The organism is Pseudoxanthomonas mexicana (assembly GCF_046736355.1).
GTDB classification, from domain to species: Bacteria; Pseudomonadota; Gammaproteobacteria; order Xanthomonadales; family Xanthomonadaceae; genus Pseudoxanthomonas_A; species Pseudoxanthomonas_A mexicana_B.
In genome coordinates, this window is the sequence record NZ_CP157201.1 from 115,373 (window position 1) to 140,298 (window position 24,926).

Below are 24,926 nucleotides of genomic sequence, written 5' to 3' on the forward strand. Positions count from 1 at the left end.
CGGACGACGCCTGCGCCCACTGCTGCGCGACACGCCCGTGTCGCCCTCCCCGAGTCCTGGAGTTCCCATGTCGATTTCCCTCCCCGCGACGCTGCGCGCGTCGTGTCTTTCCATCGCGGTCGCATCCGCCCTGGCGTGCCCACTGGCAGCCCGGGGCACCGATCTGCTGGCCACGGTCGATTTCGAAGCGGTGGTCGTCACCGCCGCGCCGGTTTCGCCGTTGACCTACGAGACCGATCCCCGGCTGCCGCGGCAACCGGTCCCGGCCAGCGACGGCGCCGACTACCTGAAGACGATTCCCGGCTTCACCGCCGTCCGCAACGGCGGCACCAACGGCGACCCCGTGCTGCGCGGCATGTTCGGCTCGCGCCTCAACCTGCTGACCAACGACGGCAGCATGCCGGGGGCGTGTCCTTCGCGCATGGACAACCCCATGTCCTACGTCTCGCCCGAGACGTTCGACAGGCTGGTGGTCATCAAGGGACCGCAGACCGTGCTGTGGGGGCCGGGCGCCTCGGCGGGCAGCGTGCGCTTCGAGCGCGACACGCCACGCTTCGACGCACCCGGCGTCGAGCTGGCCGGCAGCCTGCTGGGCGGATCGTTCGGTCGCAACGACCAGGTCCTGGATGCGACGGCGGGCGCGGCGATGGGCTATGCGCGGTTGAGCGCGAACCGCTCCGAGTCCGACGACTACGAGGACGGCAACGGCGATGCCATCGCCTCGTCGTGGAAGAAGTGGAACACCGACCTGTCCCTGGGCTGGACGCCGGATGCCGACACCTTGCTCGAACTCAATGCCGGCACCGGCGACGGCGAGGCCCGATATGCCGGCCGCGGCATGGACGGCGCGCAGTTCAGGCGCCGCAGCTACGGCGTGCGCTTCGAAAGGGCCGGCCTGCCCGGTGCCCTGGACCGCGTGGAGGCGAGCGTCTTCTACAACTACGCCGATCACGTGATGGACAACTACACCCTGCGCAACCCCAACCCGATGGGCTCAATGCCCATGCCGATGGCGTCGAACGTGGACCGCCGCACCCTCGGTGGCCGCAACGCCTGGACCTGGGTGACCGACGCGCTGGAACTGACGGCAGGCATCGATGGCCAGGAAAGCCGCCACCGCAAGCGCGGCGGCATGGGCCGCAACGCCCACCTCGCGCTGCCGTGGACGACCGACGCCAGCTTCAAGAACCTGGGCGTCTTTGTCGAGGCCACGTGGACGCTGGCCGCAGGCAATCGCCTGGTCGCGGGCACGCGCGCGGACCGCGCCGAAGTCACCGACCAGCGCGCCACGGCCGGCAGGATGGGCATGCCCAATCCCACCGCGGGGCTGACCCGCGAGGAAACGCTGCAGGCCGCGTTCATCCGCTTCGAGCAGGACGTGTCTTCGGCGCCGCTCACCTGGTATGCGGGCCTCGGCCACACCGAGCGCATGCCGGACTACTGGGAACTGTTCTCGCCGGGCATGGGACCCGCCGGATCGGTGAATGCCTTCGCGGGAATCGAGACGGAGAAGACCACCCAGCTCGACGTCGGCCTGCAATACCGCACGGCCCGGTTCGACGCATGGGTATCGGCCTACGCGGGCCGCATCGACGACTACATCCTGTTTTCGTACATGCCGGGCGGGATGATGGGCATGACGTCGGCGGCCGCCAACGTGGAAGCCCGCGTCCGCGGCGGCGAGGCCGGCATCGAGCTGCGCCCCGCCGATCACTGGAAGCTGGGGGCAACGATCGCCTACGCCTGGGGCGAGAACCGGACTTCGGGCGGAGCGCTGCCGCAGATGCCGCCGCTGGAAGCCCGCCTGAGCGCCGGCTACGACAACCAGCGCTGGAGCTTCGGCGTGCTGGCGCGCGCGGCCAGCAGGCAGGAGCGGGTGTCCATCAACGCCGGCACGGTCGTAGGACGGGACTTCGGCCCCAGCGCCGGATTCGCCACGCTCGCCGTCAATGGCGGCTACCGGCTCAATGACCGGATTCAGCTGACCGCGGGCATCGACAACGTGTTCGACCGCGCCTACAGCGAACATCTCAACCTGTCCGGGAGTGCGGACTTCGGCTATCCCGCCGATCCGGTCCGCATCAACGAGCCGGGCAGGACCGCCTGGGTGAAACTGAACTTCAACTATTGAAGCCTACGGCGACGCCGCCTTGCCGGCGGCGTCGCCAGCTTCGGTGCGAGGCGGACACACGCCGGCCCTCAATACCCCGCCGCCTGCCCGTCCTTGCGGCTTTCCGACGCGCCACGGTAGACGCCGCTCTCGGGATCGCGGGCGATCGCCTGGTAACCGCCGTACGGGCCGAGCGCCCATTCGACCTTGTGGCCCCTGTCCATCAGCGCGCGCACCGTCTCGTAGGGGAAGCCGGCCTCCAGCTGCACCACGCCGCCGTCGCTCATCATCGTGTTGCGGCCGGTCGGCTCGGTCGAGCCTTCATGCTGCACGCGCGGGGCGTCGCCGGCTTCCTGCAGGTTCATGCCGAAGTCGATCAGGTTCATCACGATCTGCACGTGGCCCTGCGGCTGCATCGCCCCGCCCATCACGCCGAAGCTGACCCACGGCTTGCCGTCGCGGGTGATGAAGGCCGGAATGATGGTGTTGAACGGACGCTTGCCCGGCGCGTAGCAGTTGGGATGGGCCGGCTTGCGCTCGCAGTCCTTCAGCACGAACATCTCGCCGCGATCCTGCAGGATGAAGCCCAGCCCCGGCGGCGCCATGCCGCTGCCCATGCCGCGGTAGTTGGACTGGATCAGCGAGACCATCATGCCGTCGGCGTCGGCAGTGGTCATGTAGATGGTGTCGCCTTCCTGCAACTGCCTGGGCGTGCCGGGCTGCACTTCGCGCAGCGGCTTGTCGGATGAAATCAGCTTGCGGCGCTCGGCCGCGTACTCCTTGGATATCAACTTCGCCACCGGCGCCGGCTGGAACGCCGGATCGGCGTACCAGCGCGCGCGATCGGCGAAGGCCAGCTTCTTCGCCTCGACCAGCAGGTGCACGTGCTCGGCGCTGCCGAACGGGATCTTCGAAAAATCATACGCCTCCAGCACGTTGAGCATCTGCAGCGCGGCGATGCCCTGGCCGTTGGGCGGCAGTTCCCATACGTCGTAGCCGCGATAGTCGGTGCTGACCGGCTCGACCCATTCGCCTTGGTGCGCGGCGAGATCGTCGTAGCTCAGGAAACCGCCGTGGGCCTTGAAGTAGGCGTCGATGGTGCGGGCGATGTCGCCGGTGTAGAACGCGTCGCGGCCGCCGTCGGCGATTTTCTGCAGCGTGTCGGCCAGGTGCGGGTTCTTCCACAACTCGCCGGTGCGCGGCGCGCGCCCGTCGAGGGTGAACTGCGCGGCGAAGCCGGGCCACTTCGACAGCCGCGGCACCGAGCGCGCCCAGTAGTAGGCGATGGTCTCGGCGACCGGGTGGCCCTGCCGCGCGTAGCGGATGGTCGGCGCCAGGTTGTCGGCCATCGGCAGCCTGCCGAAACGGTCGTGCAGGGCAAACCAGCCGTCCACCGCACCCGGCACGCTGACCGGCAGCGGACCGTGCGGCGGGATCTCGTCCAGCCCCAGCTTGCGGAAATGCGCCAGCGTCAGCGACTTCGGCGAGCGGCCCGAGCCGTTGTAGCCATACAGCCTGTTCGTCTTCGGGTCCCAGACGATGGCGAACAGGTCGCCGCCGATGCCGTTGCCGGTCGGCTCCATCAGCCCGAGCGCGGCGTTGGCGGCGATGGCGGCGTCGACCGCGCTGCCGCCGGCCTTCATCACGTCCAGCGCGATCTGGGTGGCCAGCGGATGCGAGGTGGCCGCCATCGCCTGCGGCGCGATGACCTCCGAGCGGGTGGCGAAGGCGCGGCCGGTGATGCGATCGGCGGCGGCGGCCGGCAGGGCCAGCAGCAGGGCGGAACAGAACAGCAAGGCGCGCATGGCTCGGGACCGTTGGCGCGCTCGGCGCGCGCCTTCAGCCAGCGATGTTAGCGTGCGGTTCCCGCCAAAGCAGCCGGACAAAGCAGCCGAGCAAGCTCGGCTCTACAAAACCGGCATGTAGAGCGGAGCTTGCTCCGCTACCGATGCTACGGCCAGGCCGGCGGATTGGCGCGCCAGGCGGCGTGCACTTCGGCCAGCCTGGCGCGATCCTCGTCGCGCCAGTCCGGGAGCAGCCGCGCATGGTTGGCCGGATTGCCCCACAGCAGCGGCTCGGTGCGCACCGCGGCCGCGTACCAATCCACCGCCTCGTCCTTGCGATCCACGCTCCACAGGCCCAGCGCCAGCGTCGGCGGCAGCCACGAGGGCGCGCCGACCGGCGGAATCAATGCGGCCCACTGCTGCAGCGCCGCCTGGTGCTCGCCCAGCCGGTACAGGTCCCAGCCGTAGTTCCAGCCGACTGCCCGCCAAGTCGATGCGCCCTGCTGCGTGCTCGCCAGCGCCTGCTGGTAGAGCTGCTTGCCCAGGTCGATGCGGCCGTCGGCGATGGCGATGTGGGCCAGTTGCGCGGTCGCCTCGATCATCCGCCGGCCGCGCTCGCGCGCCTTCGCCAACTGGGCGATGGCCGCCTCGCCGCTGCCTTCGACCACGACGATCGGGCCGATGCCGCGATCCTCGTCGAAGTAGAACTCCTTGGGCCTGGGAACCGTCTGCGCGGTTGCGCCCAAAGCCCACGACGCCAGCAATATCGCCGGCAGGAAGTATTTCGCCTTCATCGTAGTCCCCCTAGCACGCACTACCTCTACCCCGGCTGCATCCTAACCGCTGCAACGCACAAATGGGGCGGCCAAGGGGCAAAAAAGGGGGCGCTGTTACAATTCGCGCCCTTCAGCCCGCACTCCGGCGGGCGACGCCAGCCGATTCCGCAAGCGCCCGCCATGACCAGCACCGCCGAACTGACCTCCCCCTCGTCCGCCAACACGCCGCAGATCGGCGTGCTGGACGCCGACTACACCCTCGAGCACAAGTACACCCGCACCGACGGGCGGATCTACCTGTCCGGGGTGCAGGCGCTGGTGCGGCTGCCGCTGATGCAGCGGCTGCGCGACCAAGCCGCCGGGCTGGACACGGCCGGCTTCGTCAGCGGCTACCGCGGCAGCCCGCTGGGCGGCTTCGACCTGGAGCTGTGGCGCGCGCGCCGGCACCTGGAGGCGGCGCAGGTGAAGTTCCAGCCCGGCCTGAACGAGGACCTGGGCGCGACGATGGTCTGGGGCACCCAGCAGACCAACCTGTTCCCCGGCGCCCGGGTCGATGGCGTCTACGCCATGTGGTACGGCAAGGGCCCCGGCGTGGACCGCTGCGGCGACGTGTTCAAGCACGGCAACGCCGCCGGCACCTCGATGCACGGCGGCGTGCTGGCGCTGGCCGCCGACGACCACGCCTGCCGCAGTTCGACCCTGCCGCACGGCAGCGAGGACGAGTTCGTCAGCGCGATGATGCCTATCCTCAACCCGGCCGGGGTGCAGGACATCCTCGACATGGGCCTGGTCGGCTGGGCGATGAGCCGCTACACCGGCCGCTGGGTCGGCTTCAAGACCATCGCCGAGACGGTGGAGTCCTCGGCCTCGGTGCAGGTGGATCCGTTCGCGCGCCGCATCGTGCTGCCGGAGGACTTCGACCTGCCGCCCGGCGGACTCAACATCCGTTGGCCGGATCCGCCGATGGAGCAGGAGATGCGCCTGCACCGCTACGCGGTCAAGGCCGCGCAGGCGTTCGCCCGCGCCAACGGCATCGACCGCATCGTGCTGGATTCGCCGCGCGCGCGGCTGGGCATCGTCACCACCGGCAAGAGCTACCTCGACGTGCTGCAGGCGCTGGAGTACCTGGGCCTGGACGAGCGCGCCTGCGCCGACATCGGCATCCGCGTCTACAAGGTCGGCATGACCTGGCCGCTGGAGCCGGCCGGCATCGCCGCCTTCGCGCGCGGGCTGGAAGACATCGTCGTGGTGGAGGAGAAGCGCGCCTTCATCGAGCGGCAGATGAAGGAGCAGTTCTACAACTGGCCGGCCGACGGGGCCGGCGCCCGAGCATCGTCGGCAAGTACGACGAGGCCGGCGAGTGGATCCTGCCGTCCACCGGCGAGCTGACCCCAGCCACCATCGCCGGCGTCATCGGCCGGCGCATCCAGCGCCTGCTCCAATCAAGCGCGATCAATACCGAGTCCATCGAGCAGCGCCTGCGCTGGATGGAGGAGAAGGAAGCCGAACTGGCGCTGCCGCGCGCGGTGTTCCCGCGCGTGCCGCACTACTGCTCCGGCTGCCCGCACAACACCTCCACGGTGGTGCCGGACGGTTCGCGCGCGCTCGGCGGCATCGGCTGCCACTACATGGTGACGTGGATGGACCGCGACACCGACACCTTCACCCACATGGGCGGCGAAGGCGTCACCTGGTCCGGGCAGGCGCCGTTCACCGACACCCCGCACGTGTTCCAGAACCTGGGCGACGGCACCTTCTTCCACTCCGGCTCGCTGGCGGTGCGGCAGTCGGTGGCCACCGGCGTCAACATCACCTACAAGATCCTCTACAACGACGCGGTGGCGATGACCGGCGGCCAGCCGGTGGACGGCACCCTGAGCGTGCCGCAGATCGCGCACATGATGCGCGCCGAGGGCGTGCACACCATCGTCGTGGTGTCCGACGACATCGGCAAGTGGAGCAAGCGCGAGCTGTTCCCGGCCGACGTCGAGTTCCACGACCGCAAGCAGCTCGACGAGGTGCAGCAGCAGTTGCGCAAGGTCAAGGGCGTCTCCATCCTGATCTACGACCAGGTCTGCGCCACCGAGAAGCGCCGCCGCCGCAAGCGCGGCAGGATGCCGGATCCGCCCAAGCGGGTGATGGTCAACACGCTGGTCTGCGAAGGCTGCGGCGACTGCGGCGTCAAGAGCTTCTGCGTGTCGGTGCTGCCGAAGGAGACCGAGTTCGGCCGCAAGCGCGAGATCGACCAGTCCAACTGCAACAAGGACTATTCCTGCGTCAACGGCTTCTGCCCCAGCTTCGTCACCGTGCATGGCGGCGCGCCGCGCAAGGGCCGCAAGGCCAACGCGGCGGACAAGCTGGCCAGCCTGCCGGCGCCCGCGTTCAGGACGGATCTGTCGCAGCCCTGGAACATCCTGATCACCGGCGTCGGCGGCACCGGCGTGGTCACCATCGGCGCGCTGCTGGGTATGGCCGGCCACCTGGAAGGCAAGGGCGCCAGCGTGCTCGACCAGACCGGCCTGGCGCAGAAGGGCGGCGCGGTCACCACCCACATCCGCATCGCGCGCACGCCGGCCGACATCCACGCCGTGCGCATCGCCGCCGGCGAGGCCGACCTGGTGCTCGGCTGCGACATGGTCGTGGTCAACGACTACTGGGCGCTGTCCAAGGTGCGCGCCGAACGCTCGCAGGTGGTGCTGAACACCTACGAGGCGATGCCGGGCACCTTCACTACCCATCCGGACATGCAGTTCCCGGCCGCCGATATCGTCGCCGGAGTCAAGGTCGCCTTGGGCGGCCGCGATCCGCTGCTGATCGACGCCACCCAGCTGGCGACCGCACTGATGGGCGACGCCATCGCCGCCAACCTGTTCATGCTCGGCTACGCCTGGCAGCAGGGGCTGGTGCCGATCTCCTTCGACGCGATCATGCGCGCGGTCGAGCTCAACGGCGCGGCCATCGAGATGAACAAGACCGCCTTCGCCTGGGGCCGGCTGGCGGTGGTCGATCCGCAGGCGGTGCAGGAAGCGGCCGGGCTGATCCGCAACGCGCCCACCGAGGCCGAGCGCACCCCGCACAACCTGCTGCCGCTGCCGCCGCGCGAATGGGAAGGCAACGAGTGGGGCGCCAATGCCGCGCCGCGCAACCTCGACAACGAGAGCGAACTGCGCGGCCTGCCCGACGCGGGCGCGGCCGGCGACGGCGTCGCCTTCCTGCCGCTGGACGACCTGCGCCTGTCGCGCTCGCTCGACGAGCTGATCGCGCGCCGGCGCGCGTTCCTGGTCGACTACCAGGACGCCGCCTACGCCGATCGCTACACCGACCTGGTCGCGCGCGTGCGCAGCGCCGAGAACCTCAAGGCGCCCGGCTCGACCGCGCTGACCGAGGCGGTGGCGCGCTACTATTTCAAGCTGCTGGCCTACAAGGACGAGTACGAAGTGGCCCGGCTGTACACCAGCGGCGAGTTCCAGCGCCGCCTGCAGCAGCAGTTCGAGGGCGACTACCAGGTGCGCTTCCACCTGGCGCCGCCGCTGTTCGCCAGGAAGGACGCACAGGGTCGGCTGCTGAAGAAGGAATACGGCCCGTGGATGTTCAAGGCGTTCGGGCTGCTGGCGAAGCTGCGCTTCCTGCGCGGCGGCGCGTTCGACGTGTTCGGCTACACCGCCGAGCGCCGCGGCGAGCGCCAGCTGATCGCCGACTACGAAAGTACCCTCGCGCAGCTGCTGCCGTCGCTGGACGCCGGCAAGCTGGACCTGGCGGTGGAGATCGCCAGCATCCCCGACCACATCCGCGGCTACGGCCACGTCAAGGAAGCGCACCTGCACGCGGCCAAGGCGCGCGAGGCGCAGCTGCTGGCGCAGTGGAACGACCCGCTGCGGATCGTGCAGGTGGCATGATCGAAAGAGCCTGATTCATGGCGCGGCCATTCGGCGACGAGTCCCTCCCGAACGGCCTGCCTTCATGCGGTGCACGGTCCCCTTTCCGCAGGTCGACCGTGGACACGGCCGGGCGCGCGGCGGGTCGTGCCGCAGCTCGCCGCCAGGCTAGTTTCCCGCGTACAGCCGCTCCGCGCTCTGGAACAGGATCCAGCTGGTGGCGATGAACTTGTCGCCGTTGTGCGGGCGGTTGCCGCGGTGGGTGTGGGTGAAGGCGGTGGGGGCGATCAGCAGGCTGCCGGTGCGCGGGGCAATCCTGCGGCACTGGAACAGGAACTCGGTCTCGCCCTGGTCGAAGTCGTCGTTGAGGTAGAGCGTCCACAGCAGGTGGCGGTGCAGCGTCTCGGCGCCGGCATCGCGCGGGTACAGCTCGCAGTGCCAGTACGGATAGCCGCCCTCGCCGGCGGCGTACCACTGCAGGTTGATCGCGCCCGGGCGCAGGCAGGTGCGCGCCAGGTCGGCCAGCACGGGCTCGGGCATCGCTTCGAAATCGCCGGCGTCCAGCCGCCGCAGCGCGCCGTCCGGGCCGGGCTGCTGCAGCATCAGCGGCGAGATCAGCGCCTGCGGGTAGCGGCGCAGGTATTTCAGCAGCGCGGCGAACACCGCCTGCTGCAGCATCGCCTCGGCCTGCCGCCACTGCGGGTGGCCGCTGATGCGCAGGTCACGGCTGTGCTTGAGCTCGGGATGGACGCCGCCGCCCACCTGCCCGGGCTGCAGTTCGCCGCTGGCGCGCAGCTGGCGGACGAGGGCGGCGCACTGTTCCGGCGCCAGCGCATGGTCGTAGATCTCGATGAAGTCCGTTTCCATGCGGCCACGATACCAGCCCGGCCGTCGGCGCGCGCTGGGAAGCGGCGCGGCGGCGGGGGACAATGGGCCATCGCTCCCACGGTGTTTCCCATGATTCGATCGCTCTACCTGGCCGGGCCGGACATCTTCCGGCCCGACGCCGCCGCGCATGGCGCGCGACTGAAGGCGCTGTGCGCCGAATACGGTTTCGAGGGCCTGTACCCGCTGGACGGGCAGGTCGCCGAGCAGCCCATCGCCGACCCGCGCGAACGCGCCGCCTGGATCTACCGGGTCGATCTGGAGCTGGTGGATCGCGCCGACGCGGTGCTGGCCAACCTGGACTTCTTCCGCGGCGCCGAGCCCGACAGCGGCACCTGCTTCGAGGTCGGCTACGCGGTGGCGCGCGGCAAGCCGGTGTACGCCTACGTGCCGGAGGCAGGCAGCCTGGAACAGCGCATCGCCGCGCGCTGCCCGCAGCATGCCTCGGCCACGCCCGGCCGCGATGCGCAGGGCTGGGAGCTGGAGCAGTTCGACATGCCGGTCAACCTGATGCTGGCGGTGCCGTCGGTGATCGTGGTCGGCGGCGCGCGCGAGGCGCTGGCGCGCCTGCGCCACGATGTCGATGCCGGCCTGGCGGGCGAACGCGGCCACCGCGCGCTGGCGGCGGCGACCGGCTGATCGATGGCCGGGGCGCGGCCGGCGCGTCGCGCGACGGGTCGGGTGAAGCCGTCATCCCCGCGAGGGCGGGAAACGCTTTACGACGGCCGGACGGGACCGGTCATCCCGTGCCCCGTGACGGCTCGCAAAGTCGCCGGATCCCCGCCTTCGCGGGGACGACGAATGAGGCCGCCACGCTAGCGGGCGGCATCGTGCTCGCGGTGGTAGCGCTCGGCCGCTTCCACCTCGGCGCGCGATCCCAGGAACACCGGCACGCGCTGGTGCAGCTGCTCGGGCTGCACGTCGAGGATGCGTGCGCGGCCGGTGCTGGCGGCGCCGCCGGCCTGCTCGATCAGCAGGCCCATCGGGTTGGCTTCGTACATCAGCCGCAGCTTGCCGGCCTTGCCCGGCTCGCGCCGGTCCCACGGGTAGATGAAGATGCCGCCGCGGGTCAGGATGCGGTGCACGTCGGCGACCATGCTGGCGATCCAGCGCATGTTGAAGTCCTTGCCGCGCGGCCCCTCGCGGCCGGCCAGCAGGTCGGCCACGTAGGCCTGCATCGGCGCTTCCCAGTGGCGCTGGTTGGAGACGTTGACGGCGAATTCCCGGGTCTCCTCCGGCACGCGCATGTCGCGCTGGGTCAGCAGGAACGCGCCCTGCTCGCGGTCCAGGGTGAAGGCATGGGTGCCGTGGCCGGTGGTCAGCACCAGCATCGTGCTGGGGCCGTAGATGCAGTAGCCGGCGGCGACCTGCTGGCGGCCCGGCTGCAGGAAATGCTCGTCGCGCGCGCATTCCACGCCTTCCGGGCAGCGCAGCACCGAGAAGATGGTGCCGACCGAGACGTTGACGTCGATGTTGGAGCTGCCGTCCAGCGGGTCGAACAGCAGCAGGAAGCCGCCGCGCGGGTAGGCGTCGGGGATCGGCTGGCTGTGGTCCATCTCCTCCGAGGCGCACGCTGCCAGGTGGCCGCCCCAGGCGTTGGCCTCCAGCAGGATGTCGTTGCTGAGCACGTCGAGCTTTTTCTGCGCCTCGCCCTGCACGTTGCCGGTGCCGGCGTCGCCGAGCACGCCGCCGAGCGCGCCCTTGCTGACCGCGATCGAGATGCTGGTGCAGGCGCGGGCGACCACCGCGATCAGCTGGCGCAGGTCGGCGTCGATGCGGCCGGCGCGCTGCTCCTCGATCAGGTAGCGGGTCAGCGAGATGGCAGGTGTGGCGGAAGCGGGCATGATGGGTTCCACGGCGAAGGACGCGGGCATTGTCCGGGTTGATGGGACCAATGCAAGACCATTCGCCCTCCGACCCGACTCGTAGCGAGGAAGTCATGTACGAAGCCTCACCCGACGCCTGGCTGGCGCTGTCCTCGGCGCTGGGCCTGGGCCTGCTGATCGGCCTGGTGCGCGAGCGCAGCCACGGCCGCGCGCACGCCATCGCCGGCCTGCGCACGCACGCGCTGGTGTCGCTGGGCGCGGCGGTGGCGGCCTGGCTGGGCCTGCCGGTGCTGCTGGTCGGGCTGGGCGTGACCGGCCTGCTGGCGGCGATGGCCTACAACGCCACGCGCCAGGACGATCCCGGCCTGACCAGCGAGGTGACCCTGGTGGTGACCTTCCTGCTCGGCGCGATGGCCATGCGCATGCCGGCGCTGGCGACCGGGCTGGCGGTGGTGGTGGCGGTGCTGCTGTACGCCAAGGAGCCGCTGCACGCGCTGACCCGCGACACCTTCAGCGAGCGCGAGGTGTTCGACGGCCTGCTGCTGCTGGCCTCGGCGCTGGTGATCCTGCCGATCCTGCCGGACCGGCCAATCGGCCCGTTCGACGCGATCAACCTGGCCACGATCTGGAAGCTGGTGGTGCTGGTGATGGCGATCAGCGCGCTCGGCCACATCGTGCTGCGGGTGGTCGGCAACCGCTGGGGGCTGGCGGCGGCGGGCTTCTTCGCCGGCTACGTGTCGTCCACCGCGGCGGTGATCGGCTTCGGCCAGCGCGCGCGGCAGACCCCGGCGCTGCTGCGCTCGGCGGTGGCCGCGGCGCTGCTGTCCAACCTGGCCTCGCTGAGCCTGTGCGTGCCGATCCTGTGGGCGGTGTCGCCGCCGCTGGTGCGGCAGCTGTGGCCGGAACTGGTGGCGATCGGGGCGGTGCTGCTGGCCGGCGGGCTGCTCGGCCTGCGCGCCGGCCGCCACGAGACGGTGCAGCCGCCGACCGCCGAGAGCCGGATGTTCCGCTTCGGCCATGCGCTCGGCTTCGCGCTGCTGGTGGCCGGGCTGGGCTTCGTGGCGGCCGCGCTGGCGGCCTGGGTCGGCCCGCGCGGCGCGCTGGCGGCGGCGGCGCTGTCGGCCACGGCCGAACTGCACGCAGCGGTGGCGACGCTGGCCGCGCAGTTCGCCCGCGGCGGGCTGGCGATCGAGTCGTCGCGGCTGTGGATGCTGGCGCTGCTGGCCGCCAGCCTGGGCGCCAAGTCGGTGATCGCCTGGGTCAGCGGCGGCGCGGCCTATGGTGCGCGGGTGGCGATCGGCTTGCTGGGCGCGCTGGCGGCGGGCGTGATGGTGGTTTGGCTGCTTTAGGTGTCGTCCACTTTGGGGCGCTTTCCCGCATGCCTGGTCCGCTGCGATGCAGCTTGGGCCTTGCCAAGACCGTTCATGGCTTCGGGCGCAGCGAGCCGAGCAAGCTCGGCTCTACAGAGCCGCAAGGTGGCCGACGGCGACGCGATCGACATCGATTGCGCGGCGGACTTGTTGTAGAGCCGAGCTTGCCCGGCTCCCCGCCATGCGGCAGCACACTTCTTGCCTCACGACGGCCGCTTCCGGAGCGATGAGGATCCTGGACCCGGAGGCCCGTGCGGATCAGATGATCCGCAACGTAATCGCCTTCAGCACCGCGCGGGTGCGGTCGCGCGTGCCGAGCTTGTCGAGGATGGTGGAGACGTAGTTCTTCACCGTGCCCTCGGCCAGGAACAGCGTGCGCGCGATCTCCTTGTTGGAATAGCCGCCGGCCAGCAGGCGCAGGATCGCGACCTCGCGCTCGCCGAAGGTGTCGCGCGGCGGCGCCTCGTCGCGGAAGCGGAAGCGCGCCCGCACCGGGTCGGTGCTGACCGGCTGCAGCAGGGTCTCGCCGGCGGCGATGCGGGCGATGGCCGCGCGCAGGTCCTCCGGCGCGGCGTCCTTGAGCAGGAAACCCTGCGCGCCGGCGTCGCTGGCGCGCAGCAGCAGCTCGCTGTCGTCGAAGGTGGTCAGCAGCAGCACCGGGGTGGCGTCGCCGCGCGCGCGCAGCCGGGTCATCGCCTCGATGCCGTCCATGCCGGGCATGCGGATGTCGCTGAGCACCACGTCGACGGACTGCCGGGCCAGCGCGTCGAGCAGTTGCTGGCCGTCCTCGGCCTCGATCGCGACTTCGATGTGCTGGCGCTCCAGCAGCGCGCGCAGGCCGGCGCGCACCAGCGCCTGGTCGTCGGCCAGCGCGATCCTCAGCGCGGCGCTCACGCCGGCAGCTCCGCTTCGATGCGCAGCGCCCCGGCCGGGCCGGCACCCAGTTCCAGCCGGCCATGCAGCGCGGCCACGCGCTCGCGCATGCCGGCGATGCCGTTGCCCTCGCGGATGCGCCCGCGCACGCGGCCGTCGTCCTCGATGACCACGCGCAGCCCGTCGCCGTTGCGGGAAAGATGGACGTCGATGCGTCCGGCCTGGGCGTGCCGCACCGCGTTGGTCAGCGCTTCCTGCACCAGCCGCAGCAACGCCTCGGCAGTGGCCGGGTCGTCGATCACCACGTCGTCGTCGATGTGCAGCCGCATCGCCAGCGACGGCAGCGGCGCGGCCAGCGCATGCAGCGCGGTGCGCAGGTCCAGGCCGGGAGCATCGCGCAGCTCGCGCACCACGTCGCGGATGTCGGCCAGCAGTTCGCGCGACAGGCGTTCCAGCAGCGACACCTGCGGATGACCGACCAGCGCGGGATCGCCGGCCAGCGCGCGCAGGTTGAGCTGCATCGCGGCCAGCTTGTGGCCGGCGACGTCGTGCAGCTCGCGCGCCACCCGCAGCCGTTCGCCGGTGCGCGCGCTGTCGGCCAGCAGCGCGCGGGTGGCGAGCAGGTCGGCGTTGACCAGGGCCAGCCGGTCGCGCGATTCCTCGGCCCCGCGCGCGTAGTGCACGCACAACCCGGCCAGCGCCTGGAAGCCGAGGTTGATCAGCACCATCGTCAGCGGCGAGCCGAAGCCGCTCTCCAGCATCACCGCATAGAACGCGGCGTTGAGCGGCACCATCGCCAGCAATGCCCCGCGCGGCGGCAGCATGGCGAACGCGCAGGCGGTCCAGATCACCAGCAGCACCTGCGCCACGCCCAGGCGGGAGGTCAGCCCGGCCAGCAGCAGCGCCAGCAGCGCCATCGCCAGCAGCGCCGCCCAGCGGAGGCGGCGCCAGTGATCGGGGCCGACCGACAGCAGCAGGTAGGCCGCGCTGTAGCCGGCCAGCGTCGCCGCCGCCGCCGGCAGCGAGGCCGCCGGCTGGAAGCGCAGCGACAGCGCCACCGCGGCCAGGGTGAACAGGCCGGCCAGCGTCATCGGTTCGCGCAGTCGTCGCAGCAGGGTTCGCATGCGCACATGCTGCGCGGCGATGCGCCGGCAGGCAATGCCGCGCGCGCAGGTCGTGACTTCCGGCAGGTCGCCGCGCGGATGCGGGAACGCGCGCCGGGGCCGCCGTCGCCGTCAGCGCGTCCCCTGCCAGCGCAGCCCGATCCGCAGGCCGCGATCCGGTCCGGGTTCATAGTAGCGGCCGTTGCCCTCGTTGACGATCACCGAGCCGATGTGGGCTTGGTCGAGCGCATTGTCGATGCGCGCGAACACGCGCAGGCGGCCGTTGCGCAGCGTCCAGTCGCGCGCGGCTTCCAGGTGCAGCAGCGCGTAGCCCGGCGCCGACTCGCTGCCGGCGTCGTTGACGATGGCGTCGCCGGCGCCGACCGCTTCGGCCGCCAGCGTCCAGTCGCGCGGCGTCCATTGCAGGCGCGCGTAGCCCTGCCGGCGCAGCGTGCCGGGGATGCGCGCGCCGGCCGCCACCGGCGTGGTCGGCTGCGTGCAGCCGCTGCCGCTGCAGATCAGGAAACCGTCGCGGAAGCTCGCGTCCAGCCAGGTCCACGCCAGTTGCAGGTCCCAGTCCCGCGCCAGCGGCGCGTGCCAGGCCAGCTCGGCGCCCTGCCGGCGCGCGCGGCCGACGTTGCGGAAGGTGCTGCGGCCACCGACATTGCCGGCCACCGCCAGTTCGTCGTCGGTGTCGGCGCGGAACAGCGCCGCGTTGAAGGTCGCGCCGCGGCCACTGCGCCACTTGCCGCCCAGTTCGAGGTTGCGGCTGACCGCCGGGCGCAGATCGAACGCCAGCCCGGCGCCGCCATCGGCGCGGTAGCCGAGTTCGTTGAAGGTCGGCGTCTCGAAGCCGCGGCCGGCCGACAGGTACAGGCGCGCATCGTCGGAAACGTGGAAGGTGACGCCGCCCACCGGCGTGACCTCGGCATAGTCGCTGCGGCCGCTGTCGTCGGGATTGGCGGCGGTGACGTAGCGATCGTCGGAACGGAAGCGCACCTGGCTGCGGCGCAGGCCGGCCAGCAGCGACCAGCGCGGGGCGACGCGCCACCAGGCCTGGGCGAACTGGTCGAGGTTCTCCACCTCGTTGCGCTCGTCGCGCCGCAGCGCGCCGCGCATGCCCAGCGCCGTGCCGACGAAGTTCTCGTAGCCGCGCCGGTGCTGGCGCTGGCGATCGGCGTTGGCGCCGACGGTCAGCTCCAGCGGACGCCCGCCCGGCGCGCCCTGCCACGACCAGCGCGCATCGACGCCGCCGTAGTCGCTGTCCAGATCGATCACGCCGCCGCTGTTGAGCGGGTTGGCCTGCGCGGCCACGGGCAGGGCCAGGTACTGCTCGACCGCGCGATCGCCGCCGTAGCCCATCAGCCGCAGCGACTGCGCATCGCCCAGCGGCTGCCGCCAGATCAGGCCGAGCTGCCGCTGGCGCACTGACTTGCGGGTGTCGAACTGGTACGCCTGCGCGGTGGCCTGGCGCGGATTCTCGCGCGCCTGCGCGCGGGTCAGGCCGAGCGGATCGTCGGTGTCGGGCATGTCGAGCGCGTTGATCACCAGATCCAGTTCGCCGCCGCCACCGGCGCGCCAGCCGAACCTGCCGTTGAGCGAGTCGCGCCGCGCCGCGCCGTGATCGCGGTAGCCGTCGGTGGAGAAGCGCGACGCCGCCAGCGCGTAGGACAGCGCCTGCTGCCGGCCCAGCCAGCGCGCCGACAGCAGGCGCGCATCGTCGCTGCCGAGCGAGGCCGACGCCGAAAGCTCGCCCGGATCGCGGCCCTCGGCGCTGAAGATCTGCACCACGCCGCCGGAGGAATTGCCGTACAGCGCCGAGAACGGCCCGCGCATGACCTCCACCCGCTCGGCGCCGGCCAGGCTGAAGTGCGAGAGCTGTCCCTGCCCGTCCGGCATCGTCGCCGGGATGCCGTCGGCCAGCAGCCGCACGCCGCGCACGCCGAAGGTCGCGCGCGCGCCGAAGCCGCGGATCGACAACTGCGTGTCCTGTGCGTGGTTCTGCCGGTCGCGCGCCAGCAGGCCCGGCACCGGGCCGAGCCGTTCGGACAGGTTGAAGGTGGCGGCGGCGCCGTCGCGCAGATCGATCGCATCCAGCGATGCCGGCAGGTCGAAGGCCGATACGCCCTGCAGCCGCGCGGTCACTTCCACGCGCTGCAGCGTCGGCGGTTCGGCGGCTTGCGCCAGCGCGGGCGCCGGGGAAACGGCCAGCAGGGAAAGCAGGGGCAGCGCGAGCTTGTCCGATCCGGCGATGGCGGGCACGGCGACTCCGTTGGCGGTGTGGGAGAAAGTGGCCTTGGCACGCATGCTGCCGGCCGCCGCGCCATTGAATCCAACGACGGCGCAAGCCCGGGTGAAAGCCCGGGTCAGCCGAAGATCAGCCGTCCCTTCATCATGTTCCAGTGCCCGGGGAACGAGCAGAAGAACGTGTAGTCGCCACCGCGCCGCAGCGCGGAAGTGGCGAAGGTGACCTGCGTGCGCTGGCCGCCGCCGATGATCGGCGTATGCGCGATCACGCGCGCGTCGCCGCGCGGCAGGTAGTCGTCGGCCAGCTTCATGCGGCCGCCGGCCAGGCCGAGTTCGCGGTGGTGGCGCGTCTCGCTCAGCACCCAGTTGTGGCCCATCACCGCGGCGGCGAGCCGGCCGGTGTGCACCAGCGTCACCGTCAGCTTCTCGCAGTCGCCCGGCACGCGGATGGTGTGCAGGTTGAACTGCATCGCGTCGTTGCCTTCGAGGGTGATGGCGCAGTGGCGCGCCTGGGCGGAAACGGAGAAGGACAGCAGCGCGGCCAGCGCCAGCAAAGGCAAGAAGTGTCGAATCATGCGGGAAGGTGTGGGAGCCGGTATTCCGATTCTAAGCCAGCCGTCCGCATCCCTTGGTCGCGACGACCTATCGCGACAGGTCGCCGGGATCCCCTGGTGCCGTTGTGGGAGCGACGTCAGTCGCGATGGGGCGCTACCGCTGATCCGTCGCGACTGACGTCGCTCCCACAGGGACTTCGGGGCGCTGCGGTCGGCGACGCGTCAGACGTCGCCGTCGGCCAGCCAGCCCTCGCCGGTGCCGCGCGCATGCACCCTGTCGCCGTCGAGCACGCTGCCGGCGGGGATGGCCGGCTGCTCGGCCAGGCGCGCGTAGATCGGGGTGAAGTCCGGCGCGGTGGCGTCCATCAGCTGCTCGAAGCTGTCGATGACGAAATAGGTCTTCTGGTAGGTGTCGATGCGGTAGCGCGTGCGCATGATCCGCTCGAGATCGAAACCGATGCGGTTGGGCGCGTCCGATTCCAGCGAGTACAGCGACTCGCCCTTCGACGAGACGATGCCGGCGCCGTAGATGCGCAGGCCGTCCTTGGTATCGATGAGCCCGAACTCGACCGTGTACCAGTACAGCCGGGTGAGGTATTGCAGCGCGTCGGCGCCGATGCCGTGCGCCTTCACCCCGCCCCTGCCGTAGGCCTCCATGTAGTCGGCGAACACCGGGTTCATCAGCAGCGGCACGTGGCCGAACAGGTCGTGGAACAGGTCCGGCTCGGCGATGTAGTCGATCTGGTCCGGCCGGCGGATCCACCAGGTCACCGGGAAGCGGCGGTGGGCCAGGTGGTCGAAGAAGTCCAGCTCCGGCAGCAGTCCCTCCACGCCGATCAGCGTCCAGCCGGTGGCCGCGCGCAGCACCTCGTTGAGCTCGGTGAAGCGCGGGATGCGGTCCGGGGTCATGCCCATCGCGTCCTGCGCGGCGAGGAACTCGTCGCAGGCGCGGCCGACCAGCAGCTCGCGCTGGCGCTGGTACAGCGTGCCCCAGGTGGCGTGGTCGTCGGCGCTGTAGCCCTCCCAGGGCTGCTCGATCACGGTGGTGGTGTAGATCGGCACGTAGCCCTTGTCGGTCTGCTGGTGCTCGACGCGGCGCGGCTGGTTCATGGCGAGGCTCCCGGGATGGTCATCCTTGGAATCGTAGCGCCGAACCGGCGCAACGGGATTGCGAAGTTGCGTCGATATAGGCCCATGCGGCAATATTATTGCGCATAATTAAGAAACAAGGCATCGAATGAGCGAATCCGCCGCCCTGGACCGCACCGACCTGCGCCTGCTCGCGCTGCTGCAGCGGCAGGGCCGCGCGCCCAACACGGAGATCGCCGCGCAGCTCAACCTGTCGCCGTCCGCCTGCCTGCGCCGCACCCAGCGGCTGGAGGCGGCCGGGGTCATCGCCGGCTACGCGGCGCGGGTGGACCCGCAGGCGGTCGGGCTGGGCCTGCAGGCGTTCGTGCGCGTGCAGCTGGAAAAGCACGGCCGCCACGGCATCGACCGTTTCGCCGACAACGTGCGCGAATGGGACGAGGTGGTCGCCTGCCATGCGCTGACCGGCGACATGGACTACCTGCTGCACATCGTGGTGCAGGACCTGGAGCACTTCTCGCGCTTCCTGCTCGACCGGCTGCTCAACGCCAGCGGCGTGGCCGACGTCAATTCCAGCTTCGTGCTGCGCACGGTCAAGGCGTTCGGCGGGCTGCCGCTGCCGAAGGATTAGCCTGCGCCACCCCCCTGTAGAGCCGAGCTTGTCCGGCTGCGCCGGTTCCGGAGCCGGGGGCAGCGGAGCAAGCTCCGCGCTGCGTCCAGGCGCGGCGTAGACTGTGCGCATGGAGGTACTGGCTCATTCATGGCAGCGCGCATGGCCCGGCCTCGGCGCGGCCGGCGACGGCGAGGCGCTGCGGCGCGAACTGCTGGCGCGCCATGCCGAGCCACAGCGGCATTACCACACGCTGCAGCACCTGGAGGAATGCCTGGGCCATTTCGAGGCAGCGCGCGCGCTGGCGCAGCGGCCGCACGAGGTGGAGATGGCGCTGTGGTTCCACGACGCGATCTACGACGTGCGCGCCGGCGACAACGAGCGGCGCAGCGCCGACTGGGCGCGGCAGGCGCTGACCGCGGCCGGCGTGGCGGCCGACAGCGTGGATCGCATCGACGATCTGATCATGGCCACCCGCCACGACGCGGCGCCGGCCGATGCCGACGCGCGCCTGCTGGTAGACATCGACCTGTCCATCCTCGGTGCGCCGAGGCCGCGCTTCGACGAGTACGAGCGGCAGATCCGGCAGGAATACGCGTTCGTGCCGCGCTGGCTGTTCCGCCGCAAGCGGCGCGCGATCCTGCGCGGCTTCCTCGAACGCCCGGTGCTGTACAGCACGCCGCATTTCCGCGAGGCACTGGAATCGCGCGCCAGAGAAAACCTACGCGTCGCCATCACGGCCACTACGAACCGGTAGCTCGTCCACCAACTCCTGATCGTGGGAGCGATTCGCTACCGCGCCTATGGAAGGCTGCGCAATACCCGACAGACAGAACCGGTTCAGGCGATGGCTCTGAGTGCTTCATGCCGAATCGCGGAATCATCAACCGATAAAACCCCGCTTCTGATCCTGTGGGAGCGACGTGAGTCGCGACGCGGATCTGACCCGTCGCGACCACCTCGCTCCCACACGAATCTCGAACCACCGCCGCATTCCACCGGCTCAGGCGATGGCTACGGGCACTTCTCGCCGCGCCCGACCAGCCGGCCCAGGCGGGAGCCCGGTTTGCACGGCGGTTCGACCGGCGGCGGAGGCGGCGCATGCCGCGCGGCGTGCGCCTGGTCCAGCGTCCGCTGCAACTGCGCCAGCCGTGCCTTGATCTGCGGCATCGCCGCCAGCGCCGCCTTCTCGCCTTCGAGGATGGCGTTGTTGCGCTGCTGGAAATCGGCCGGGCCGATGTCGTTGACCTTCGGCCGGATCACCACGTCGGCGCGCGCCAGTTCCTGCTCGCCGAGCTTCTGGCCCATGATGCTGATCGACTGGTTGACCACGCCCAGCAGGTTGGCCGGCGTGCGCCCGCTGGCCTTGGAGGAGATGTCCACCGCGATCACGAAGTCGGCGCCGAGCTGGCGCGCCGCGTCCACCGGCACCGGGCTGACCACGCCGCCGTCGACGTAGCGCGCCGCGCCGATCGCCACCGGCTCGAACACGCCCGGCACGCTGCTCGACGCGCGCACCGCCTGGCCGGTGTTGCCGCGCACGAACACGGTGCGCTCGCCGTCCTCCAGCCGGGTGGCCACCGCGGCGAACGGCCGCGGCAGCTTCTCGATGGGCCGCTTGCCGACCTGCTCGTTGACGTAGTCCTGCAGCTTCTGCCCCTGCACCAGCCCGCCGGCGAACAGCCGCACGTCGCGGATGCTGGCCTCGTCCAGCGCGACCGCGCGCTGCTGCATCTGGAACGCGTCCATGCCGCTGGCGTACAGCGCGCCGACCACGCTGCCGGCGCTGGTGCCGGACACCACCACCGGCTCGATGCCGTTGGCCTGCAGCATCTTGATCACGCCGATGTGGGCGAAGCCCTTGGCCGCGCCGCCGCCCAGCGCGATGCCGACCTTGGCCCGGGGCGCAGGCGGAATCGCGACCGGCGGCACGACGGGAACCGCCGCCGGCGCGGGCTCGGGGCGGGTGTTGCCGCCGCCGCAGGCGGCGAGCAGCAGCAAGGGCGGCAGGGACAGGAAAAGGCGGCGCGACGGTTTCATCGGGGAATCGGAAGGGCAGCGAAGGTGTGCAGCATACGGGCCGCCGGCACAACCGGCGGCGACTGGCGGAGCGGGTGCATCCCTGTCGCAACGGAACCGCGGGCAGGACGCCCCGTCGGATCGTCGTCCCGGCTTGTGCCGGGACGACAGGATTGATTGCGAGGGGCGCGGATCAGAACCGGTTGTCGCCATCCAGCAGCCGGCCCAGCCCGCCCAGCACCGAGCCCTCGCCGCGGTTCTGCCCGCCGCCCTGCGGCGCGGCGGCCAGCATGCGCCCGGCCAGGCGCGAGAACGGCAGCGATTGCAGCCAGACCTTGCCCGGCCCGGTCAGCGTGGCCAGGAACACGCCCTCGCCGCCGAAGAACATGCTCTTGATGCCGCCGACCGGGCGCACGTCCATGCCCACGCCGGCGTGGTAGGCGACCACGCAGCCGGTGTCGACGTCGATGCGCTCGCCGGCCGCCAGGTCGCGCTCGATCACGCAGCCGCCGGCGTGGACGAACACCCAGCCGTCGCCCTCCAGCTTCTGCATGATGAAGCCCTCGCCGCCGAACAGGCCGGTGAGGATCTTGCGCTGGAAGTGGACGCCGACCGTCACCCCGCGCGCGCCGGCCAGGAAGCTGTCCTTCTGGCAGATCAGCCGGCCGCCGTGCTCGTCCAGCTTCATTGCCAGCACCGTGCCCGGGTACGGCGCGGCGAAGGCGACCCTGGCCTTGCCGCTGCCAGTGTGGGTGAACATCGTGGTGAACAGGCTCTCGCCGGTGATCACGCGCTTGCCGGCCGACAGCAGCTTGTCCATGAAGCCGCCGCCCTGGCCGCCGTGTGAGCCGTCGCCGAAGATCGTGTCCATCTGCACGGCGGCGTCCTTGAACATCAGCGCGCCGGCCTCGGCAATCGCGCTTTCGCCGGGATCCAGTTCCACTTCGACGAACTGCATCTCCTGGCCGACGATGCGGAAGTCGATCTCGTCGGCGCGCCCGCGCCCGGCGTTGCGCGGCACCGGCGGCGGCGTGCCGCCCGCGCTGCCGCCGGCCTCGGCGGTCAGCTCGGCGATGTTGCGTGCCGGCAGCCAGTCGCCCATGCCCTCGCGCCAGGCCAGCAGCGCGGGATTGCGGGCGGCTTCGGCGCGCGCGGCCTCGTCGTCGAGCGGGCCGAGGCGGCGGTTGTCGGCGGGGTTGTGCAGGTACCAGGGGTTCATGGCGGCGTTCCTTTGCGGACGGGTGGGAAGAGGAGGAGTCTAGGCGCAGTGATGCGTCGCCGGGCATGGCCGGAAGTCCTGCCCGCGGCGATCCGTTCACAGGCCGACAGGCCATCGGTTGACTGACTTGCGGCCATTGCCGCGCCGGTTGCTGTATTGCAACATCGCCGTGCCAGTGCCCCTCCCCCCTCCTCCGGATCGCCACCGCCATGTCCCCCTTCCGCAGCTCCGCCGTCCGGCCGCAGCGCCTTGCCCTCGCCCTCGCCGCGCTGCTGCCGCCGGCCGGCGCGCTGGCCCAGGAAGCCACCGACGCGCCGGCCACGCTGGACGCCGTGCAGGTCACCGCGCAGCGCCGGGTCGAGAACATCCAGGACGTGCCGGTGTCGATCTCCAGCGTCGGCGCGGAGAAGCTGGACGTGCTCGGCTCCGGCGGCAGCGACGTGCGCTTCCTGTCCGGCCGCGTGCCCAGCCTCAACATCGAGTCGTCCTACGGCCGCGCGTTCCCGCGCTTCTACATCCGCGGCCTGGGCAATACCGACTTCGATCTCAACGCCTCGCAGCCGGTATCGCTGATCTACGACGAGGTGGTGCAGGAGAGCCCGCTGCTGAAGGGCTTCCCGGTGTTCGACCTGGAGCGCATCGAGGTGCTGCGCGGGCCGCAGGGCACGCTGTTCGGCCGCAACACGCCGGCCGGCGCGGTCAAGTTCGAATCGGCCAGGCCAACGCGCGAACTCGACGGCTACGGCCAGATCGCCTACGGCAGCGACGACATGTGGAACTTCGAGGGCGCGATCGGCGGCCCGCTGTCCGAGCGCTGGTCGGCGCGCGCGTCGGCGCTGTACCAGCGCCGCGACGACGGGGTGCGCAACACCCATTCCGGCCCCAACGACGGTTTCGAGGGCTACGACGAGTCCGCCGCGCGCGTGCAGTTCCTGTACGAGGGCGAGGCGTTCGAGGCGCTGCTCAACCTGCACCGGCGCGATCTCAACGGCACCGCGCGATTGTTCCGCGCCAACATCATCGCGCCGGGCGGCAACCGCTTCGTGCCCGGCTTCGATCGCGAGCGGGTATCGGTGGACGGGGTCAACTTCTCCGAGCTGGAGACCTGGGGCGGCAGCGCGCGGCTGCGCTGGGACTTCGGCAGCGTCAGCCTGTACTCGATCAGCGGCTACGAGAGCGCCGAATCGCTCAACCGCGGCGACATCGACGGCGGCTACGGCGCGGCGTTCCTGCCGGTGTCCGGACCGGGCGTCATCCCGTTCGCGTCCGAATCGGCCGACGGCCTGCCGGATCATCGCCAGATCACCCAGGAACTGCGGCTGGAATCCAACTACCCCGGCGCGTTCAACTGGCAGGCCGGGCTGTTCTGGTTCGACGAGCGCATCACCATCGACAGCTTCAACTACGACTCGCTGGCGCCGGGCAACCCGCGCGCCGGCCATGCCGTGCAGCGGCAGGACAACACCGCCTGGGCGGTGTTCGCCTCGGCCGAGTACCAGGCGGCCGACAAGCTCAAGCTGCGCGGCGGCGTGCGCTACACGCAGGACGAGAAGGACTTCGGCGCCAGCGTGCTGGAGGCCGCGCCGTTCGGCGCGCCGGCGGGCGGGCCCTACGCGGTCTCCACCGACGCCGACAACGTCAGCGGGGACCTGAGCGCGGTCTACGCGGCCAGCGACGACGTCAACCTGTTCGCGCGCGTGGCCACCGGCTTCCGCGCGCCGTCCATCCAGGGCCGCCTGCTGTTCGCCGCGCCCGGCGCGCCGAACGGCGGCGTGTCCACCGCCGGCGCGGAGAAGGTGATCTCCTACGAGGCCGGCATCAAGGCCGACCTGTGGGACAAGCGCGCGCGGCTGGGCTTCACCCTGTTCCGCTACGACGTCGACGACCAGCAGATCATCGCCGTCGGCGGCGGCGCCAACATCGCCACCCTGCTCAACGCCGACCGCACCACCGGCCAGGGCTTCGAGCTGGATCTGGAGGCCTACCTCACCGACAGCCTGCTGGTCACCGTCGGCAGCAGCTACAACGACACCGAGATCAAGGACGCCGCGCTCGGCGTGGCGCCCTGCGGCGGCGGCTGCACGGTCACCGATCCGATCGTGGGCGGCTTCGCCCGCATCGACGGCAACCCGCTGCCGCAGGCGCCGAAGTGGGTGCACAACCTGACCGCGCGCTACGCCGTCGCGCTGGGCGAGGGCAGCGAGCTGTACGTCTACACCGACTGGGCCTACCGCGGCGAGGTGAACTTCTTCCTGTACGAATCGCCGGAGTTCCGCGGCCGCTCTTCGCTGGAAGGCGGCCTGCGCATCGGCTACGGCTGGAACTACGGCGGCTACGACCTGGCGCTGTTCGGCCGCAACATCACCGACCAGACCCGCATCGTCGGCGGCATCGACTTCAACAACCTGACCGGCTTCGTCAACGAGCCGCGGACCTGGGGCGTCGAGTTCACCGCGCGGTTCTGAGAACCGCTTCGCGCCCTGCATGGAGGCGTGCAACGCTTCCGTGCAGGGGGTGAATGACTTGCATGCTCCAAGGCGTGGAGACCTCGGGAACCTCCAAGGCCGTCATCCCCGCGCAGGCGGGGAT

At 70.9% G+C, this 24,926-nt stretch carries 17 protein-coding genes and 1 pseudogene; 7 read left to right on the forward strand and 11 right to left on the reverse strand.

Annotated features, from left to right (window positions below):
* Positions 1–67 precede the first annotated feature (67 nt).
* Positions 68–2,131 (forward strand): TonB-dependent copper receptor, encoded by a 2,064-nt coding sequence (locus tag AAG688_RS00505; protein WP_411833416.1) that lies wholly within the window; start codon positions 68–70, stop codon positions 2,129–2,131.
* A 68-nt stretch (positions 2,132–2,199) separates the two neighbouring features.
* Here the strand turns inward: AAG688_RS00505 and ggt are convergent, their stop codons facing one another.
* Both ggt and AAG688_RS00515 read right to left on the reverse strand, forming a co-directional pair.
* Positions 2,200–3,915, reverse strand: coding sequence for a gamma-glutamyltransferase (ggt, locus tag AAG688_RS00510; RefSeq protein WP_411833417.1), 1,716 nt, complete (start codon positions 3,913–3,915; stop codon positions 2,200–2,202).
* A gap of 146 nt (positions 3,916–4,061) precedes the next feature.
* On the reverse strand, positions 4,062–4,688 hold the full coding sequence (locus AAG688_RS00515; RefSeq protein WP_411833418.1) for a tetratricopeptide repeat protein: 627 nt from the start codon (positions 4,686–4,688) through the stop codon (positions 4,062–4,064).
* Positions 4,689–4,850: 162 nt separating this feature from the next.
* Here AAG688_RS00515 and AAG688_RS00520 point away from each other — a divergent pair.
* Positions 4,851–8,566 (forward strand): annotated as a pseudogene (locus tag AAG688_RS00520) (indolepyruvate ferredoxin oxidoreductase family protein).
* Between the two features lie 147 nt (positions 8,567–8,713).
* Here AAG688_RS00520 and AAG688_RS00525 read toward each other — a convergent pair.
* Entirely contained in the window at positions 8,714–9,412 is a 699-nt protein-coding gene (locus tag AAG688_RS00525) for a 2OG-Fe(II) oxygenase (protein WP_411833419.1), read from the reverse strand.
* Between the two features lie 90 nt (positions 9,413–9,502).
* Between AAG688_RS00525 and AAG688_RS00530 the strand changes: the two genes are divergently transcribed.
* On the forward strand, positions 9,503–10,069 hold the full coding sequence (locus AAG688_RS00530) for a nucleoside 2-deoxyribosyltransferase (protein ID WP_411833420.1): 567 nt from the start codon (positions 9,503–9,505) through the stop codon (positions 10,067–10,069).
* Positions 10,070–10,245: 176 nt separating this feature from the next.
* Here the strand turns inward: AAG688_RS00530 and AAG688_RS00535 are convergent, their stop codons facing one another.
* Positions 10,246–11,274 carry a class 1 fructose-bisphosphatase gene (locus AAG688_RS00535; RefSeq protein ID WP_411833421.1) on the reverse strand — a complete coding sequence of 343 codons (1,029 nt, stop codon included), beginning with the start codon at positions 11,272–11,274 and terminating at the stop codon, positions 10,246–10,248.
* Positions 11,275–11,369: 95 nt separating this feature from the next.
* Here AAG688_RS00535 and AAG688_RS00540 point away from each other — a divergent pair, with 95 nt between their 5' ends.
* Positions 11,370–12,605: an MgtC/SapB family protein gene (locus AAG688_RS00540; protein WP_411833422.1), complete on the forward strand. Its 1,236-nt coding sequence runs from the start codon at positions 11,370–11,372 to the stop codon at positions 12,603–12,605.
* A gap of 279 nt (positions 12,606–12,884) precedes the next feature.
* Here AAG688_RS00540 and AAG688_RS00545 read toward each other — a convergent pair whose 3' ends face one another.
* The 5 genes from AAG688_RS00545 to phhA all read right to left on the reverse strand — a co-directional run bounded on the left by AAG688_RS00545 (position 12,885) and on the right by phhA (position 18,513).
* Entirely contained in the window at positions 12,885–13,520 is a 636-nt protein-coding gene (locus AAG688_RS00545) for a response regulator (protein ID WP_411833423.1), read from the reverse strand.
* Positions 13,517–14,623, reverse strand: a complete 1,107-nt coding sequence (locus AAG688_RS00550) for a sensor histidine kinase (protein WP_411833424.1) — start codon at positions 14,621–14,623, stop codon at positions 13,517–13,519. Before AAG688_RS00550 ends, AAG688_RS00545 begins: the two co-directional genes overlap by 4 nt.
* Before the next feature lie 111 nt (positions 14,624–14,734).
* A complete protein-coding gene (locus AAG688_RS00555; RefSeq protein ID WP_411833425.1) occupies positions 14,735–16,864 on the reverse strand; it encodes a TonB-dependent receptor family protein in 2,130 nt (709 codons plus the stop codon).
* Positions 16,865–16,968: 104 nt separating this feature from the next.
* Positions 16,969–17,424, reverse strand: coding sequence for an azurin (gene azu, locus AAG688_RS00560; protein ID WP_411833426.1), 456 nt, complete (start codon positions 17,422–17,424; stop codon positions 16,969–16,971).
* A 201-nt stretch (positions 17,425–17,625) separates the two neighbouring features.
* Entirely contained in the window at positions 17,626–18,513 is an 888-nt protein-coding gene (gene phhA, locus AAG688_RS00565) for a phenylalanine 4-monooxygenase (protein ID WP_411833427.1), read from the reverse strand.
* A 127-nt stretch (positions 18,514–18,640) separates the two neighbouring features.
* Between phhA and AAG688_RS00570 the strand changes: the two genes are divergently transcribed.
* The gene (locus tag AAG688_RS00570; RefSeq protein ID WP_411833428.1) at positions 18,641–19,120 is read left to right on the forward strand and encodes an Lrp/AsnC family transcriptional regulator; all 480 of its coding nucleotides are present in this window, start codon (positions 18,641–18,643) and stop codon (positions 19,118–19,120) included.
* A gap of 109 nt (positions 19,121–19,229) precedes the next feature.
* Positions 19,230–19,856 carry an N-methyl-D-aspartate receptor NMDAR2C subunit gene (locus AAG688_RS00575; RefSeq protein ID WP_411833429.1) on the forward strand — a complete coding sequence of 209 codons (627 nt, stop codon included), beginning with the start codon at positions 19,230–19,232 and terminating at the stop codon, positions 19,854–19,856.
* Between the two features lie 257 nt (positions 19,857–20,113).
* Here the strand turns inward: AAG688_RS00575 and AAG688_RS00580 are convergent, their stop codons facing one another.
* Positions 20,114–21,139 carry a patatin-like phospholipase family protein gene (locus tag AAG688_RS00580; protein WP_411833430.1) on the reverse strand — a complete coding sequence of 342 codons (1,026 nt, stop codon included), beginning with the start codon at positions 21,137–21,139 and terminating at the stop codon, positions 20,114–20,116.
* Positions 21,140–21,311: 172 nt separating this feature from the next.
* Positions 21,312–22,337 (reverse strand): AIM24 family protein, encoded by a 1,026-nt coding sequence (locus AAG688_RS00585; protein ID WP_411833431.1) that lies wholly within the window; start codon positions 22,335–22,337, stop codon positions 21,312–21,314.
* 209 nt (positions 22,338–22,546) lie between these two features.
* Between AAG688_RS00585 and AAG688_RS00590 the strand changes: the two genes are divergently transcribed.
* Complete coding sequence (locus AAG688_RS00590; RefSeq protein WP_411833432.1) at positions 22,547–24,802, forward strand: TonB-dependent receptor; 2,256 nt, start codon at positions 22,547–22,549, stop codon at positions 24,800–24,802.
* The last annotated feature ends 124 nt before the right edge of the window (positions 24,803–24,926 follow it).

Coding starts and splice junctions, on each gene's coding strand:
- AAG688_RS00505 (WP_411833416.1), top strand. CDS start 68: ATGTCGATTTCCCTCCCCGCGACGCTGCGCGCGTCGTGTCTTTCCATC.
- ggt (WP_411833417.1), bottom strand. CDS start 3,915: ATGCGCGCCTTGCTGTTCTGTTCCGCCCTGCTGCTGGCCCTGCCGGCC.
- AAG688_RS00515 (WP_411833418.1), bottom strand. CDS start 4,688: ATGAAGGCGAAATACTTCCTGCCGGCGATATTGCTGGCGTCGTGGGCT.
- AAG688_RS00525 (WP_411833419.1), bottom strand. CDS start 9,412: ATGGAAACGGACTTCATCGAGATCTACGACCATGCGCTGGCGCCGGAA.
- AAG688_RS00530 (WP_411833420.1), top strand. CDS start 9,503: ATGATTCGATCGCTCTACCTGGCCGGGCCGGACATCTTCCGGCCCGAC.
- AAG688_RS00535 (WP_411833421.1), bottom strand. CDS start 11,274: ATGCCCGCTTCCGCCACACCTGCCATCTCGCTGACCCGCTACCTGATC.
- AAG688_RS00540 (WP_411833422.1), top strand. CDS start 11,370: ATGTACGAAGCCTCACCCGACGCCTGGCTGGCGCTGTCCTCGGCGCTG.
- AAG688_RS00550 (WP_411833424.1), bottom strand. CDS start 14,623: ATGCGAACCCTGCTGCGACGACTGCGCGAACCGATGACGCTGGCCGGC.
- azu (WP_411833426.1), bottom strand. CDS start 17,424: ATGATTCGACACTTCTTGCCTTTGCTGGCGCTGGCCGCGCTGCTGTCC.
- phhA (WP_411833427.1), bottom strand. CDS start 18,513: ATGAACCAGCCGCGCCGCGTCGAGCACCAGCAGACCGACAAGGGCTAC.
- AAG688_RS00570 (WP_411833428.1), top strand. CDS start 18,641: ATGAGCGAATCCGCCGCCCTGGACCGCACCGACCTGCGCCTGCTCGCG.
- AAG688_RS00575 (WP_411833429.1), top strand. CDS start 19,230: ATGGAGGTACTGGCTCATTCATGGCAGCGCGCATGGCCCGGCCTCGGC.
- AAG688_RS00580 (WP_411833430.1), bottom strand. CDS start 21,139: ATGAAACCGTCGCGCCGCCTTTTCCTGTCCCTGCCGCCCTTGCTGCTG.
- AAG688_RS00585 (WP_411833431.1), bottom strand. CDS start 22,337: ATGAACCCCTGGTACCTGCACAACCCCGCCGACAACCGCCGCCTCGGC.
- AAG688_RS00590 (WP_411833432.1), top strand. CDS start 22,547: ATGTCCCCCTTCCGCAGCTCCGCCGTCCGGCCGCAGCGCCTTGCCCTC.